The following is a 14,407-nucleotide window of genomic DNA, read 5'->3' as shown; positions in this document are numbered from 1 at the left end:
TGTACAGCCGCTCGGTCACCTACAACGCCAGGAGCCAGGTGGTCAGCGAGGACACCACCACGGTGCGCTCGGACGGGACGTGGCGGACGCTGAGCAGCTATGCCTATCTCGGCACCGCCACCGCTTCCTACGGCGCAGGCTCGGTGTGGACCGGCACCGCCGGCGCCACCGTCTATCTCGGCGGCGCGCTCGCCCGCGTCGACAGCCGCAGACCCGAAGCCGCGGGGTGTCTGGCCGAGCCATTGTCCGAAGGAGGACGTGGAGATCAGGTTCAGTCGAGAACCCGGCGTGGAACGAAAGGAATGGGTGGCGCCACCGGGTTCCAACCAAGAACCCGGGCGGACCAACTCAAGGAAATGGTGGAGCCCCAGGGGACAACCAAAAACCGAGGCGGAGGCATTTGCCGAAGGGAAATGGTGGAGCCGAGGGGGATCGAACCCCTGACCTTCGCAATGCCATTGCGACGCTCTCCCAGCTGAGCTACGGCCCCATTCCCCGGGAAGGGCCCGGCCTTTAGGGCGCGGCCGCCGATTTGGCAAGCGCCCCTTTTCGCAAAAATCGCGAGCCCGGCCGGGCCGTTCCGCCGTCAATCGCTCTTCGCCGCGTCCGAGCGAGGCGCAGGCGCCGGAGCGGGTGCCGGCGCCGGCCGAGGCGCCGGCGGCGAGTAGCTCCGCGGCGCCGGCGGCGGACTGTAGCTCCTCGGCGCGGGCGCCGGCGAAGGCGGCGGCGTAAAGCTGCGCGTCACCGGCGCCGGTGCGGGCGCCGGCGCAGGCCGATAGGCCGGCCCGGGCGCCGGTTGCGGCGCCACCGTCACGGGCCGGCCGAACGACCGCGGCGAATCGTCGTTGCCCCCGCGATTGCCGCGCCAGCCGCCGGCGGCGGGCGGATCGCGACGCGGCGGCGACGCGACCGGCGCGGGAGCCGGCGTCGGGCTGTTCGCCACCGGTGCGGGCACGGGCGAAGGCGCCGGCACCGCTGCAGGCGCCGCGGGACTGCCCGCGGTCCAGCCGCCCGGCCGCAGCCCGCGGCCCGGGCGATCGCCGCCATTGCTCCCGCCGCCGTTACCGGCGCCATTGCCCGTCCCGGTCCAGCCGCCCGGCCTCGGCCCGCGGCCCGGCCGGCCGTCGCCCTGGGGCACCGCGCCGCCGTTGTCGCTACCCGCCATCGGCGTCCCCGGCGCGTCGCCGCTCGGGCGAGGCCGCGGCCAGGTCCCGCGCGGCGGATTGCCCTGCCCCGGCGCCGGACCCGCCTGGCCCGGCACGATGACCGGACCGCGCGGCGGCCGGCCGCCCGGCTGGCCGGGGACGATCGGCCCGCCGACCGGCTGGCCCGCGCCACCGCCCCGCGGCGGCTGCCACGGCCCCGGCGGCCGCCCCTGGAACCCGCCCTGGCGCCAGTAGCGGAAGCGTTCGGCCAGCGCCTCGCGGCGGCGGCGCTCGTCGTCGTGGCGGCGGCGCCATTGCTCGGCGTCGCGGCGCTGGTGATAGCGGCCCCAGCCGGCGTGCCGGCGCTTGCCCTCGTCCCATTGCTGGTGCCACAGCACGAACGTGCCGGCGAGCGCGAACCAGTCGACCAGATCGACACTCTCGCGCGCGTCCGTGCGCATCAGCGCGCGGCGCAGGTCGCGGCCATGGCGCCAGTCCTCGAGCGCGGGGGTGAACCAGCTCGCCGCCTCGATCCGCGACAGCACGCCGCCGTCGCTGCTGTAGACCACCGCCGGCGCGTCCTGGACATAGCCGAACGCCGTACGCGGTCCGCGCACCAGGAACGGCCCCTCGGCGCCCGGCTCGTAATAATAGCTGTGCGGCCCGTCGGGCTCGGTCTCGACGATCATTACCGAGCCGTCGTCCAGCATCCAGGCGAGCGGGGTGCCGCCGGCGAAACGGAAGCTCTCGTCAGGCGGCGCATCGCCGATCGCGTCGGAGAGCGCGTCGGCGCGGTCGATCCATTCATAGAGGTCGAAGCCGCGGATGTCGGCCCAGGTCGCCGGCACCGGCCTCGGCCCGCCCTGCGCCTGGGCGGGCGCGCCGCTCGCCGCCGCCAGCAAGGCGAGCGCGACCGCCGCACCGCCAAGCCATTTCGTCCGCCGTCCGTTCATCGCCAGCCTCCCCTCTCCAACCGCGCCCAGCATCCGCCCCGCCCGCTGAACGCGCGATGACCGGGGTGCCCGCCCGCTTCCGGCGCCGCGCCCGCAGATCGGCAGCCCCGGGGCGATGGTAGCGACAACGCCAGCAAATGACGAACCTTGTGGCGCCCGCCGCCAAATACTGCCCTGCCGACCACGCCGTCTATTCTTGCCTTCATCCCGGGCATTGCCGATAGTCGCGCCATGGAGGCGGGGATCCAAGACGAGCCGAAGACCTACCGGGCAATCATGGTATCCAGCACCTTCACGGATCTGGAAGCGCATCGCCGCGAGATCATCGACGCCATTCACCGCTTCGGCTTTCGCGCCAATGGGATGGAATACAGCGGAGCGCGCACCGATGCCGACGTCATCGAATCCAGCCTCGGCATGGTGCGCGATTCGGTCGCCTATGCCTGTGTGATCGGCCACAAATACGGCCAGACCCCGCACGACGCCCGCAATCCCGATGGCCTCTCGATCACCGAGCTCGAATTCAACGAGGCGCGCCGGCGGGGCCGGCCGATCCTGCTATTCCTGATGGGGGACGACCATCCCGTCCTCCCGGCGGACATCGAAACCGATCCGGAGAAACGCGCCAAGCTCGCCGCCTTCCGCGAACGTGCCAAGCGCGTCGATCCGGACAGGGAGGCGACCCGCGTCTACGACACCTTCTTGAGCAAGGAGCAGTTCGCCAAGCAGGCCGCGATCGCGATCGGCCTGATCGCGGTCAAGGCGGCCGGCGAATCCAGATTGCCCGACCGCGCGATCCAGGGCGCGGTGGCCCGCTTCATCGACCTCCGCCCCGACGCCACGGGAGGCCAGGTCGTCGAGGCGATCGAGGCCTTCGTCCCCGAATTCGAAGCGCTGCGCGAGCGCGTGGCCGCCCTCGACGCGACCGACAATCGCATCCGCGGCGCCCAGCAGGCGGCACGACAGGCGCTGGACCAGGGCGACCTCGACGCAGCGCGCCGCTACCTCGCCGAGGCGGGAGAAGCGCGCGTCGACAAGGCCGCCGACGCGGTGCGGGAGGCTGCCGAGAGCCTCGCCGAACTGGCCCGGGCCGACCTGCTCGCGCTCGATTGGGAAAGCGCCGCGGCGAATTGGGACCGCGCGCGCGCCATGCTGGCGCCGTTCGATGCCAAAGCCGAGGAGGGGCTCGCGTTCGATGCCGCCAGCAACTTGGAGGATCATGGTGTCAACTTCGGAAACGGGAAGGCGCTCGAGGCGGCGATTGTAGTTTGGCGCGAGCTCCAATCGCGCGCCTCGACCCACAGGAAATCGGCGAAGGCTGCAAGCCTCTCAAACAATCTGGCGATTGCGCTCTGGCATCATGGCGAACGCACCGGCGGCCCCGAAGGCCTGCGCCTGCTCGACGAGGCCGTTACCGCCTATCGGGAGGCGCTCACAGTCTATACGCGCGATGCTATGCCCGCCGAGTGGGCCATGGCGCAGAACAATCTCGGCAATGCGCTTCAAACGCAGGGAGCGCGTTGCGGTGGCCCCGAAGGCCTGCGCCTGCTGAACGAAGCCGTCGGTGCCTATCACGACGCACTCATCATCCGCACCCAAGCCGACCTGCCTATCGACTGGGCGGCGACGAGGAGCAATCTTGGCAGCGCTCTAATTACGCAGGCCGAACGTACAGGGGGAGCCGAGGGTCTGCAGCTATTCGTCGAGGCCGTCGCTTGCGCTCACGACGCGCTCACCGTCTACACCCGCGCCGATATGCCCGCCGAGTGGGCGAAAGCGCAGATTCATCTCGGCACGGCGCTTCGCGCGCAGGGCGAGCGTACCAGCAGCGTCGAGAGCCAGCGGCTGCTCGCCGACGCGGTCACCGCGTTCCGCAACGCGCTCACCATCTACACTCGCACTGACACATCCGCAGCTTGGGCGGCGACGCAGAACAGTCTTGGTAGCGCACTCGGTACTCAGGCCATGCGCAAAGAAGGCCCCGAGGGGCTACTCTTGTTTGCAGACGCAGTTTCCGCCTTTCGCGACGCGCTCCTCGTCCACACCCGTGTCGACATGCCCGTCGATTGGGCGATGACGCAGAACAATCTTGGCAACACTTTAAGGATCCAGGCCGAACGGGTCGGTGGAGCCCAAGGTCTGCGCTTACTGACCGAAGCCGTCGCCGCCTTTCGCGATCTCCCCACCGTCTTCACCCGCGCCGACATGCCGGCAAATTGGGCAATGACACACGAAAATCTATCGCTGGCCTATGAGGGGATGGCCGACCTCCGCGAGACGCCGCGAAACAATCTTGTGGCTGCGGAGGCGGCGCTGCTCACCGCGCTGGAAATTTACACTCCCCAGGACATGCCCCATTATTTCGAAAAGGCCACCCGAGCCCTCGCCCGCATCCGTGCCAAGCTCGCCGCGCTTCCCGAATAGACCCCTCGCATCCCCCGCCCCCACACCCTATCTCCCCTCTAGCTTCCCAACAAGAACAAAGCTAGAACCAACTCCATGCCCCTCACCACCATTTCCGTCCGCGGCGCGCGCGAGCACAATCTCAAGGGCGTCGATGTCGACATCCCGCGCGACACCCTCACGGTCATCACCGGCCTCTCGGGCAGCGGCAAGTCCAGCCTCGCCTTCGACACCATCTATGCCGAGGGCCAGCGCCGCTACGTCGAGTCGCTCAGCGCCTACGCCCGCCAGTTCCTCGAGCTGATGCAGAAGCCCGACGTCGAGCATATCGAGGGCCTCAGCCCCGCCATCTCGATCGAGCAGAAGACCACCAGCCGCAACCCGCGCTCCACCGTCGCGACGGTCACCGAGATCTACGACTACATGCGCCTGCTCTGGGCGCGCGTCGGCGTGCCCTATTCGCCCGTCACCGGCCTGCCGATCGCCGCGCAGACCGTCAGCCAGATGGTCGACCGCGTCCTCGCGCTCCCCGAGGGCACGCGGCTGCTGCTCCTCGCCCCGGTCGTGCGCGGCCGCAAGGGCGAGTATCGCAAGGAGCTCGCCGAGTGGCAGAAGGCCGGCTTCCAGCGCGTCCGCATCGACGGCGAGACCTACCTCATCGAGGAAGCCCCCGCGCTCGACAAGAAATACAAGCACGACATCGAGATCGTCGTCGACCGCCTCGTGGTGCGCGACGACATCGGCACGCGCTTGGCGGAAAGCTTCGAGACCGCGCTCAAGCTCGCCGAGGGGCTGGCCTATGTCGACCTCGTCGACACCACCGCCGCCGAAGCCACCGGCAGCCGCGTCCAGGAAGCCCGCCAGAGCTTCCAGGCCGAGGGCGGCTCCACCTCGCTCGGCTCGATGAAGGGCGCCGGCGTCCCCGACAACCGCATCGTCTTCTCCGAGAAGTTCGCCTGCCCGGTCAGCGGCTTTACCATCCCCGAGATCGAGCCGCGGCTCTTCTCGTTCAACGCCCCCCAGGGCGCCTGCCCCGCATGCGACGGCCTCGGCGAGAAGCTCATCTTCGACGAGGACCTCGTCGTCCCCAACCACGACCTCAGCATCAAGAAGGGCGCGGTCGTCCCCTGGGCCAAGTCCAACCCGCCCTCGCCCTATTACATGCAGGTGCTCGGCTCCCTCGCGCGCGAGTTCGGCTTCAGCCTCGATACGCCGTGGAAGGATCTGCCCGGCGAGGTCCGGCTGGTCATCCTCCACGGCACCGGCGGCAAGCCGGTCACGCTCACCTTCGTCGACGGCAAGAAGAGCTACGACGTCAGGAAGCCTTTCGAAGGCGTGATCGGCAACCTCAACCGCCGCATGCTCCAGACCGAGAGCGCCTGGATGCGCGAGGAGCTCAGCAAATACCAGGCCGCGCATCCTTGCGAGACCTGCGGCGGCGCGCGCCTCAAGCCCGAGGCGCTGGCGGTCAAGGTCGCCGGGCAGGACATCAGCCACGCCACGCGCCTCTCGGTGGTCGACGCGCTCGCCTGGTTCAGGACGCTCCCCGCCAGCTTCACCCCGCAGCAGGGCGAGATCGCCCGCGCGATCCTCAAGGAGATCGACGAGCGGCTCGGCTTCCTCAACAACGTCGGGCTCGACTATCTCAACCTCGATCGCACCTCGGGCACGCTCTCGGGCGGCGAGAGCCAGCGCATCCGCCTCGCCAGCCAGATCGGCAGCGGCCTCTCGGGCGTGCTCTATGTGCTCGACGAGCCGAGCATCGGCCTCCACCAGCGCGACAACGACATGCTGCTCGCCACCCTGAAACGGCTCCGCGACCTCGGCAACACCGTGCTCGTCGTCGAGCATGACGAGGATGCGATCCGCACTGCCGACTATGTCATCGACATGGGGCCGGGCGCGGGCGTCCATGGCGGCGAGATCGTCGCGCACGGCACGCTCGACCAGCTGCTCGCGAGCAAGGGCAGCATCACCGCCGACTATCTCAACGGCACGCGCAAGATCGACGTGCCCCTGATCCGCCGCTCGGGTACCGGCAAGTTCGTCACGATCGAGAACGCCACCGCGAACAATTTGCGCGGCGTCACCGCGAAGATCCCGATCGGTACCTTCACCTGCATCACCGGGGTCAGCGGCTCGGGCAAGTCGAGCCTGACGATCGACACGCTCTACGCCGCGGCGGCTCGCCAGCTGAACGGCGCGCGGATGCTCGCGGGCAGGCACGACCGGATCACGGGCCTCGAGAAGCTCGACAAGGTGATCGACATCGACCAGTCGCCGATCGGCCGCACCCCGCGCTCGAACCCGGCGACCTACACCGGCGCCTTCACCCAGATCCGCGACTGGTTCGCTGGCCTCCCCGAGGCGCAGGCGCGCGGCTACAAGCCGGGGCGGTTCAGCTTCAACGTCAAGGGCGGCCGCTGCGAGGCGTGCCAGGGCGACGGCGTGCTCAAGATCGAGATGCACTTCCTCCCCGACGTCTACGTCACCTGCGACGTCTGCCACGGCGCGCGCTACAACCGCGAGACGCTGGAAGTGAAGTTCAAGGGCAAGAGCATCGCCGACGTGCTCGACATGACGGTCGAGGACGCGGTCGAGTTCTTCAAGGCGGTCCCCCCGATCCGCGAGAAGATGGCGATGCTCGCCGAGGTCGGCCTCGGCTACGTCAAGGTCGGCCAGCAGGCGACGACCTTGTCGGGCGGCGAGGCACAGCGGGTGAAGCTGTCGAAGGAGCTGTCGCGCCGGGCGACGGGCAACACGCTGTACATCCTCGACGAGCCCACGACGGGCCTCCACTTCGAGGATGTGCGCAAGCTGCTCGAAGTGCTCCACGCGCTGGTCGACCAGGGCAACACGGTGGTGGTGATCGAGCACAACCTAGACGTGATCAAGACCGCCGACTGGGTGATCGACCTGGGGCCGGAAGGCGGGGTTAAGGGCGGCGAGATCGTCGCGGTGGGGACGCCGGAAGCGGTGGCGGAGGAGCCGCGAAGCTTTACGGGGCGGTATCTGGCGCCGTTGTTGGGGATGGGAACCGGGCAGGAGCCTGTCCTGAGCGAAGCCAGCTCGTAAGCGCTGGCACCGTGCCCAACTCGCCGTATCTTCCGCGTCGCCCGCGTATGCGACGTGACCCCGAGTGCCCGCCGCTCCGTCTCCTCCGCATCGCCCAGCCCGTCATCGCCACGCCCAGCAGCAGCATGAGCCACGTCTCGGGCTCCGGCACGGAGGTGAGCGACGCGCCATATTCGAAGATGTCGGTCGGCTCCGCGGGGCCGGCATAAGGCACGACTCGCGCGCCGGTGATCACGCCGTCGCCTTCGAAGGACCAATAGTGAAGCATCATCTTGACGCTGAAGGTTCCGCCCTGCAGCTTGGGCTTCCCGATCTCATCGGGAAAGGCGCTGCCGATCGCGTTCAGCTTGTAGAACAGCTCGACCGTGGCCGTGACCGAAGCGAGCGCATCCGAATAATATTCGTTGAAATAAAGAGAGCTCGCGCCGGCGGCGGCTTTCTTCTCGTCGCCGAACTGCTCCTGAAAGATGGACTGCTCGCCGAGCGGCACGATTGCCCAGCCCGAGAATTTTACCTTTCCCGCCTTGGAGATTGGCGGAAAGTCGCTCGAATCCTCTTCATATCCGTAGCCACCACCCCAGAATTCATATTTCACATAGGTGGTTGCGCCAGCGTTCGACGACATCAGCGTCAGACAGCATGACAGAATCACAGCCAGAATCCGCATGACGCCCCCTCATTGACGAGTGCCGATCATGCCGTGTTCGTAACATCGTCTGCGTTCCGGAGGAAACACGATTTGCTCCGGTACGGGACTTGTTGCCCGGCCAATCCGAGGACGGCGGGGAATTGCGGCGACAGGAATTACCGTGGCAGTTTACGAAAGGCACCAAACCGCTGATCGCCTCCCCGATCACCCCTTCGTCCACCGGCCGGGTCGAGGCGATCGTCCATCCAACGACATCGTCGCCTATCGTGTGGGTGAGATGATCGAAATCGTCGCGGTTCTCCACGCCCGCCAGCAATAGCCCTGAGCCAGGCGCCGCTCCCTCACCCCCGCCCCACAGCCTCCGCCGTATCCGTCGGCATCGTGTTGAACCCGATCCGCGTCCCCGGCGCCGCTTCCAGCACGGCGTTCACCAGCGCCTCCAGCACCAGCGTCTGCGCCGGGTCGAGCCGCACGCCGCCGCCGATCACCACCACCTCCACCGGCCGCGCCGCCAGCGCCGCGCGGGTCGCGGCCGCCGCTGCCTCGGGCGTGCCCTGCGCGTCGATCATCAGCATCTCCGCGTCATGCCCCGCCGCCGCGATCCGCGCCTCGTCCGCCTCCAGCCCCTTGGCGATGATCTCCGCGCTCAGCGGCTTGCCGCGGAAGAAGGGCGTGTCGAAATCGATGCTGTAGGGATCGAAGCCGATCACGAGTGCGCGCTTGCCCATGCCCTTCTCCCGCCGCCGAGTCGCCGACCGGTCCCTGCCTGCCCCGCCGCGCCTGTCCCGGCAAGGCCTTCGCGGGCGCCGGATCGCACCACCCCGGAAATGAACAAACCATAAACAAATCGCTGTCCTACAGCCCCCGTTCCGGCATATCTGACGAGTCCACCCCCGCAAGACACCGCAGGAAAGGACCAAGCCGATGCCGCATCGCTTCACCCTCACCCCGGACGGCGCGTTCGCGGCGCCCTCCCCCGTCGGTACCGACGCCCGCCAGCCCGCGCTGCACTGGCGGGAGCGTCTCGAGGCCGGCCGCCTTGCCGCCGCCATAGGCCCGCGCACGCGGCCAGGGATCGTGGCGAACCGCGCCCGCGCCGATGCGATCCTCGGCGCCCACGCCGCCGCCCTCCGTGCCGCGCGCAGCCGCACGGACTGAGATCGCCCGAAGCCAAGCCACCACTGGAGCAACCCCAATGGCCAAGCCCAAGCAGTACACGCGCGAGCAATGGGCCGCGCGCATGAAGCGCCGGGAAAAATTGCGCGAGCGCACCGACGACGTACTCCACGCCGGGTTCGACGCCGCCCGGCGCGGCGAGGACATCGCCGCCGCGATGGAGACCGCCCGCGCGCGCCACACGGCCGCCGCGCCCGCTCGCCTCGCCGCCCCGCCCGCGGTCGACCTCGAAACCGCCCCGCGCATCCGCAGCAGCGAAGGCTGGGACGTCGACGCCCAGCGCACCTTCCTCCAGCATCTCGCCGGGGGCGGCTGCGTCAGCCAGGCCTGCGCCGCGGTCGGACTCTCGCGCCAATCGGCCTATGCGCTGCGCCGCCACCATCCCAATTCGGTGTTCGCGATCGGCTGGGACGTCGCAATCGATCTCGCGCGCCAGGCGTTGCTCGACGAAGCGACCGAGCGCGCCTTGTCGGGCCGCGAGCAGCCCGTCTGGTACCATGGCGAGCAGGTCGGCACGCGCGTCGTCCACAACGACCGGCTGCTGATGTTCCTCCTCGCGCGCAAGCCCGAGCCGGTTCACCCGCGGCTCAGCGCGCGCGAGCTGCATCACCTCTTCCCCGCGCTGCTCCGCGCGGTCGACGTCGTGCTGCCGCCCGATTTCAGCCAGGAACGCATCGCCGAGCTCGCCGGCCAGGCCGACGAAGACGCGGGTCCGGAAGACTTCTGAACGCCCTCACCGCAGCAGAAGGTTTTTCCTGATGGGCAGTGTCAACCGTGTAAACTGCATTGCTACTGCAACACACCCGGCTAGGCCGCCACGGCAGCCAGTCCGTTCCCCCGTCCCGCGGCCCGCCCCCGCCGCATCGCGCCGCCGACCGCCCCCAGCCCGAGGATCATCATCCCCCAGGTCCCCGGCTCGGGCACGTTCAAGGAGACATAGCTCACGAACCCCGCGTCGCGCGACGGGGTCACCGGGCCGCCGACGCCGTTGCTGAGCTGCTGGAAGCCGCCGCCCGCATAGTTGGTGCCGAAGATCGTCGGCGGGTTGGGCGGGGTGCCCACGCCATAGCCGATGATCACGCCCATCCGGCCCATGCCCGCCGCCGCGTCGAAGGCGACGCTGTAGCGCGTGCCCGGCGCCACGACGAAGCCGGCCGCGCGCACGTCGAACGTGGTCAGCGCCGTCTGGGCGCGCGCCGCCGCCGAGCCCGGGAGGGTCGAGAGCTGGCCCAGCTGGACGAACTGCAGCGTCGCCGTCGCAGGCGAGCCGATCAGGTCGCCGCTGTAGAGCGTCAGCGAATAGATCCCGTCGGTGCCCGCCGTGGCCCAGAAGAGCTGGAAGTCGAGATGGTCGAGGATGCCCGCGGTGCCCGCGGTGAAGGTCTGGATGCCGCTGCGATAGCCGGGCGTGGGCGTCGTCACCGTGCCCGCGAGCGCCACCACCGCGACGTCGCCGCTCGGCGGCACCAGCACTGCCTGGTCGACGACGACCGAGGCCTGCGCGACCCCCGGCATCGCTACCGCCAGCGCGAGCCCCAGGCCCGATCCCAGCATGCGGACAGGCGAACGAAAGACCGAACGGACCATGGCAAGACCTCCCCCAAAAAGCGCCGAGTCGCTTCGAAACGAAAGGGTTAACCATGATATACCCCGGCACCAGCGGGCTTTTGCACCGAAGCGGAGGGATCGGGCCGGCCCGCCGGCGAGGCGCCGCTGCGCTGCCCTAGCGATCCGAACGGCGGCGTCTCTCCGCGGGCCTGGGGCTCGCGCCTCCTCTCCCCACATACTCCGTTTCGATCCCCTAACCTATTCCAAAACGGAAGATTTTTCCGTTCTCCTGGTTGCATTGCCCGCAACCGGTCCCATATCCCCGCGCGCATTGACAACAACTCGGGGCGATGTCGTTCGCCTCTCAGGCTCGTGCATCATCGCTTTTCCGCAGACGAGTTGCATCGCCTGCTCAAGATCACCAGCGCCGTGGCCGAGCAGCGAAGCTGCACGCCCGCCGACGCCATCGCGCACATCGAGTGCGCGATGTTCCCGGCCGAGGCGCCCTCGCCCGGCCTTCGGCCGCTCCACGAGTTCGCCGAGGGGCTGCGGCGTGCGCGCGCGCGGCGCTGCGGGCTGTTCGGCACGCTGCGCTTCCGGGATCCCGTGTGGGACATGCTGCTCGACCTCTATGTCGCGCGCGCCCGCGGCCTGCGGCTGTCGGTCGGTGCGCTGTGCGTCGGCTCGGGCGTGCCGGGCACCACCGCGCTCCGTCACATCGAGGGGCTGGACAAGCTGGGCTACGTCCGCCGCCAGCCCGACGCGCGTGACAATCGTCGGATCTGGATCGAGCTCACCGACGAGACGATCGCCCCCATGGAGACGGTGCTGTCGCAAATGCAGCGCAGCGCCTAGGCGCGGCGCCCCCACCGCCCGCATTCCCGGGGGGCGCCGCGCCGCACGCTTGGCCGAGCGGTCAGAAGTTGCTGCCGATCACCGCCTTCACCACGTCGCGCTCGACATAGTCCATGAGGATGGTGCCCGCGCGGCATCGGCCGCGTGCGGCGAACCATTGCTTCAGATGGCGGTTCACCATCGTCGCGATGTTGTGCGGCCCGTCGGGGAGCGCGGCGGAGCTCGCGAAGTTGAGGAACCAGGCGTCGGGCCGGCCCGACGCCGCGGCGATCAGATACTTCTGCACCAGCTCCCATTTGGGCGCCATGGTCAGCCCGTAATTGTCCTGGAGCACGACGGGGTATTCATCGAGGTTGCGCAGCCCGGCGGGATCGTCGGCATAGTCGGGCCAGTCGAAGGCCTGCTTGGGGAAGTAGAAGGGCCAGGCCGGGGTGCCGCCGCCGCTCTTCCAGGCCTGGTAATCGGCCTCGTGGACGAAGCGGTCGACGGCGGTTCCCTGGATCGGTTCGTCGGTCACCGAGGTGCCGTAGCGGCGCATCAGCACCAGCTTGCCGCGCAGGTCGCCGATCGGAGTCGGGTTGGCGGGCGTGATCGGCAGGTTGTGCAGCCGCCCCGACCCCTGGAAGACGAGCGAGAGGATGTTGAGCACGTCCGCGTCCGACTTTCCGGCCTTGTAGCCATGGTCGAACTTGACCTGCACCACCACCGTCTCGTCCACCGCCAGCGGATCGACCTTGCCGCTCAGGAAGTCGAGGAAGTCATGCGCCACGCTCACCAGCGTGTAGCCGGTATCGGCGAAGCCATGGCCGGCGCCGTGGATGACGGGCAGGTAGGCGCGGTCGCCGTCGAGGCGGATGTCGAAATAGCGCACGCCCATGTGGAGCTGCTCGGTGACCGGGTAGAGCTGGGTGCGCGAATTGCCGGAGAGCGAATGCGTGCAGCTGTCGTGCGTGCCCGGCAGCGAGATCTGGTGCAGCAGCGTGCTGTCGGGCAACCGGTTGGTCCAGCTGTGGAATAGGTCCGGGCCGACGGTCAGCCACACATTGCCCTTGCGGAGCTCGGCCTGGGTGCCGTTGATCGTGGTGCCGTTGGTGTTCTTGCCGTCGTCGTAATATTGGAGGCAATAGTCGAACACGCCGCGCGACGAGCCGGTGGCAATGAAGGCCTGGAGCTCGTTGCGGCCCTTGGTCTCGGCGAGGTAGATCCAGCCGCGCTGGTCGTTGTCGCCGACGCCGGGCAGCTTGAAGGTGCCGATCTTGTCCGATCCGCCGGGGCGGACGCCGTTCTGGCTGACATAGGTCCAGTCGGTGCCGGCATGGCCGTTCACGAACAGGAGCCGGCCGCTGTTGTTGACCAGATGGACGTCGACGGTGCTCATGGATTTCCCCCCTTCGCCGAAAGCGATGCGCCATGGCTTAGAGGCGGCACCGCCCCGGCCAGAAGGGGATGGCGCCGGAGTCGAATCGATTGCGGCACCGTCGCTGCGCCCGCGCAACTTTCCGCCCTCTCCAAGCATTTCGCATCCATCCCCAGAGGTTTGAGGAGGAGAAGGGACATGCGTGTTCTGACGATCGGCATCCTGGCCGCGACGACCCTGCTCGGTGCCTGCACCGACTATGATTCGCGCCCGGGCTATACCAACGGCGGCTATCGTTCCTACGACTGGAACCGGCCCGACCCCGCCTACAACGGCTATTATGCCGACCGCTATTATCGCCGCGACACCACCCGGTATCGCGAATATCGGATGGGCCGCGGCGACCGCGTCTACCGCGGCGAGGACGGTCGCTACTATTGCCGTCGCTCGGACGGGACGACGGGCCTGATCGTCGGCGCGCTGGCCGGCGGCGTGCTGGGCAACATCATCGCGCCGGGCGGTTCGGAGACGCTGGGCACGATCATCGGCGCCGGTGCGGGCGCGGCGATCGGCGCTTCGGTCGACAAGGGCGACGCGCGCTGCGAATAGGCGCGGGATTACCCGAAGGTGTCGCTTTCGCCGCGGGGCCGGCTTCGGCTAGGTCCCGCGGCGAAGGAGATGCACCGATGACGACACGCACCGCGACTGCCCGTTACGAAGGCTTCGGCAAGGACGGCAAGGGCCAGCTCACCAGCCAGTCGGGCGTGCTCGACGCGACGCCCTACAGCTACAACACGCGCTTCGGCGACGAGAAGGGCACCAACCCCGAGGAGCTGATCGCCGCGGCGCACGCGGGCTGCTTCACCATGGCGCTGAGCTTCGCCCTGGCGCGCGCGGGCTTCAGCGAGGGCAGCCTCGAGACCAGTGCGGCCGTGAAGCTCGAGCAGCAGGACGGCGGCTTCACGATCACGCGCTCGGACCTGACCCTGAAGGCGAGCATCCCCGGCATCTCGCCGGAGCAGTTCGAGGAACTGGCGAAGGGCGCCGAGGCGAACTGCCCGGTGTCCAAGGTGCTGAACGCCGAGATCACGCTGGACTTCAGCCTGGCCTGAGCCCGGTTGCGATACAGGTCGAGTGGAGCGGTCGTCCCGAAGGATGGCCGCTCTTCTTCTTAGAGGCTGTTTGGAAATGCGCCATTCAGCGCATTGCGGCACCAGCCCGCTCCCCCACCCGGCCTCCCAACGGC

General features: G+C 68.8%; 12 protein-coding genes and 1 tRNA gene. 7 read left to right on the top strand and 6 right to left on the bottom strand.

Annotated elements, in window-relative coordinates; translation table 11 throughout:
• Nucleotides 1-414: 414 nt before the first annotated feature.
• Both J7495_RS19935 and J7495_RS19930 read right to left on the bottom strand, forming a co-directional pair.
• Nucleotides 415-490 (bottom strand) — tRNA-Ala (locus J7495_RS19935).
• Between the two features lie 96 nt (nucleotides 491-586).
• Entirely contained in the window at nucleotides 587-2,098 is a 1,512-nt protein-coding gene (locus J7495_RS19930) for a hypothetical protein (protein ID WP_294058729.1), read from the bottom strand.
• A 231-nt stretch (nucleotides 2,099-2,329) separates the two neighbouring features.
• On the opposite strand from J7495_RS19930, the gene J7495_RS19925 reads away from it, so the two are divergent.
• Together J7495_RS19925 and uvrA are read left to right on the top strand one after the other, a co-directional pair.
• The gene (locus tag J7495_RS19925; protein ID WP_294058728.1) at nucleotides 2,330-4,522 is read left to right on the top strand and encodes a DUF4062 domain-containing protein; all 2,193 of its coding nucleotides are present in this window, start codon (nucleotides 2,330-2,332) and stop codon (nucleotides 4,520-4,522) included.
• Between the two features lie 75 nt (nucleotides 4,523-4,597).
• Complete coding sequence (gene uvrA / locus J7495_RS19920) at nucleotides 4,598-7,576, top strand: excinuclease ABC subunit UvrA (RefSeq protein ID WP_294058727.1); 2,979 nt, start codon at nucleotides 4,598-4,600, stop codon at nucleotides 7,574-7,576.
• Here the strand turns inward: uvrA and J7495_RS19915 are convergent.
• Both J7495_RS19915 and J7495_RS19910 read right to left on the bottom strand, forming a co-directional pair.
• Nucleotides 7,500-8,243: a PEP-CTERM sorting domain-containing protein gene (locus tag J7495_RS19915; RefSeq protein ID WP_294058726.1), complete on the bottom strand. Its 744-nt coding sequence runs from the start codon at nucleotides 8,241-8,243 to the stop codon at nucleotides 7,500-7,502. The genes uvrA and J7495_RS19915 overlap by 77 nt on opposite strands.
• A gap of 323 nt (nucleotides 8,244-8,566) precedes the next feature.
• Entirely contained in the window at nucleotides 8,567-8,953 is a 387-nt protein-coding gene (locus J7495_RS19910; RefSeq protein ID WP_294058725.1) for a hypothetical protein, read from the bottom strand.
• A 196-nt stretch (nucleotides 8,954-9,149) separates the two neighbouring features.
• Here J7495_RS19910 and J7495_RS19905 point away from each other — a divergent pair, with 196 nt between their 5' ends.
• Together J7495_RS19905 and J7495_RS19900 are read left to right on the top strand one after the other, a co-directional pair.
• Nucleotides 9,150-9,383 (top strand): hypothetical protein, encoded by a 234-nt coding sequence (locus tag J7495_RS19905; protein WP_294058724.1) that lies wholly within the window; start codon nucleotides 9,150-9,152, stop codon nucleotides 9,381-9,383.
• Between the two features lie 37 nt (nucleotides 9,384-9,420).
• Nucleotides 9,421-10,128: a hypothetical protein gene (locus tag J7495_RS19900; protein ID WP_294058723.1), complete on the top strand. Its 708-nt coding sequence runs from the start codon at nucleotides 9,421-9,423 to the stop codon at nucleotides 10,126-10,128.
• Nucleotides 10,129-10,208: 80 nt separating this feature from the next.
• Here the strand turns inward: J7495_RS19900 and J7495_RS19895 are convergent, their stop codons facing one another.
• Complete coding sequence (locus J7495_RS19895) at nucleotides 10,209-10,955, bottom strand: PEPxxWA-CTERM sorting domain-containing protein (RefSeq protein ID WP_294058722.1); 747 nt, start codon at nucleotides 10,953-10,955, stop codon at nucleotides 10,209-10,211.
• Between the two features lie 393 nt (nucleotides 10,956-11,348).
• Between J7495_RS19895 and J7495_RS19890 the strand changes: the two genes are divergently transcribed.
• The gene (locus J7495_RS19890) at nucleotides 11,349-11,804 is read left to right on the top strand and encodes a MarR family transcriptional regulator (RefSeq protein WP_294058721.1); all 456 of its coding nucleotides are present in this window, start codon (nucleotides 11,349-11,351) and stop codon (nucleotides 11,802-11,804) included.
• Between the two features lie 61 nt (nucleotides 11,805-11,865).
• Here J7495_RS19890 and J7495_RS19885 read toward each other — a convergent pair whose 3' ends face one another.
• Entirely contained in the window at nucleotides 11,866-13,182 is a 1,317-nt protein-coding gene (locus J7495_RS19885) for a hypothetical protein (protein ID WP_294058720.1), read from the bottom strand.
• Between the two features lie 177 nt (nucleotides 13,183-13,359).
• On the opposite strand from J7495_RS19885, the gene J7495_RS19880 reads away from it, so the two are divergent.
• Together J7495_RS19880 and J7495_RS19875 are read left to right on the top strand one after the other, a co-directional pair.
• The gene (locus J7495_RS19880) at nucleotides 13,360-13,770 is read left to right on the top strand and encodes a hypothetical protein (protein WP_294058719.1); all 411 of its coding nucleotides are present in this window, start codon (nucleotides 13,360-13,362) and stop codon (nucleotides 13,768-13,770) included.
• A 77-nt stretch (nucleotides 13,771-13,847) separates the two neighbouring features.
• Nucleotides 13,848-14,273: an OsmC family protein gene (locus tag J7495_RS19875; protein ID WP_294058718.1), complete on the top strand. Its 426-nt coding sequence runs from the start codon at nucleotides 13,848-13,850 to the stop codon at nucleotides 14,271-14,273.
• Nucleotides 14,274-14,407: the final 134 nt, after the last annotated feature.

The organism is Sphingomonas sp. (genome assembly GCF_017745215.1).
Classification (GTDB): Bacteria; Pseudomonadota; Alphaproteobacteria; order Sphingomonadales; family Sphingomonadaceae; genus Sphingomonas.
The sequence above is the reverse complement of the archived record's forward strand: the minus strand, read 5'-3'. Positions and strand labels throughout refer to the sequence as shown.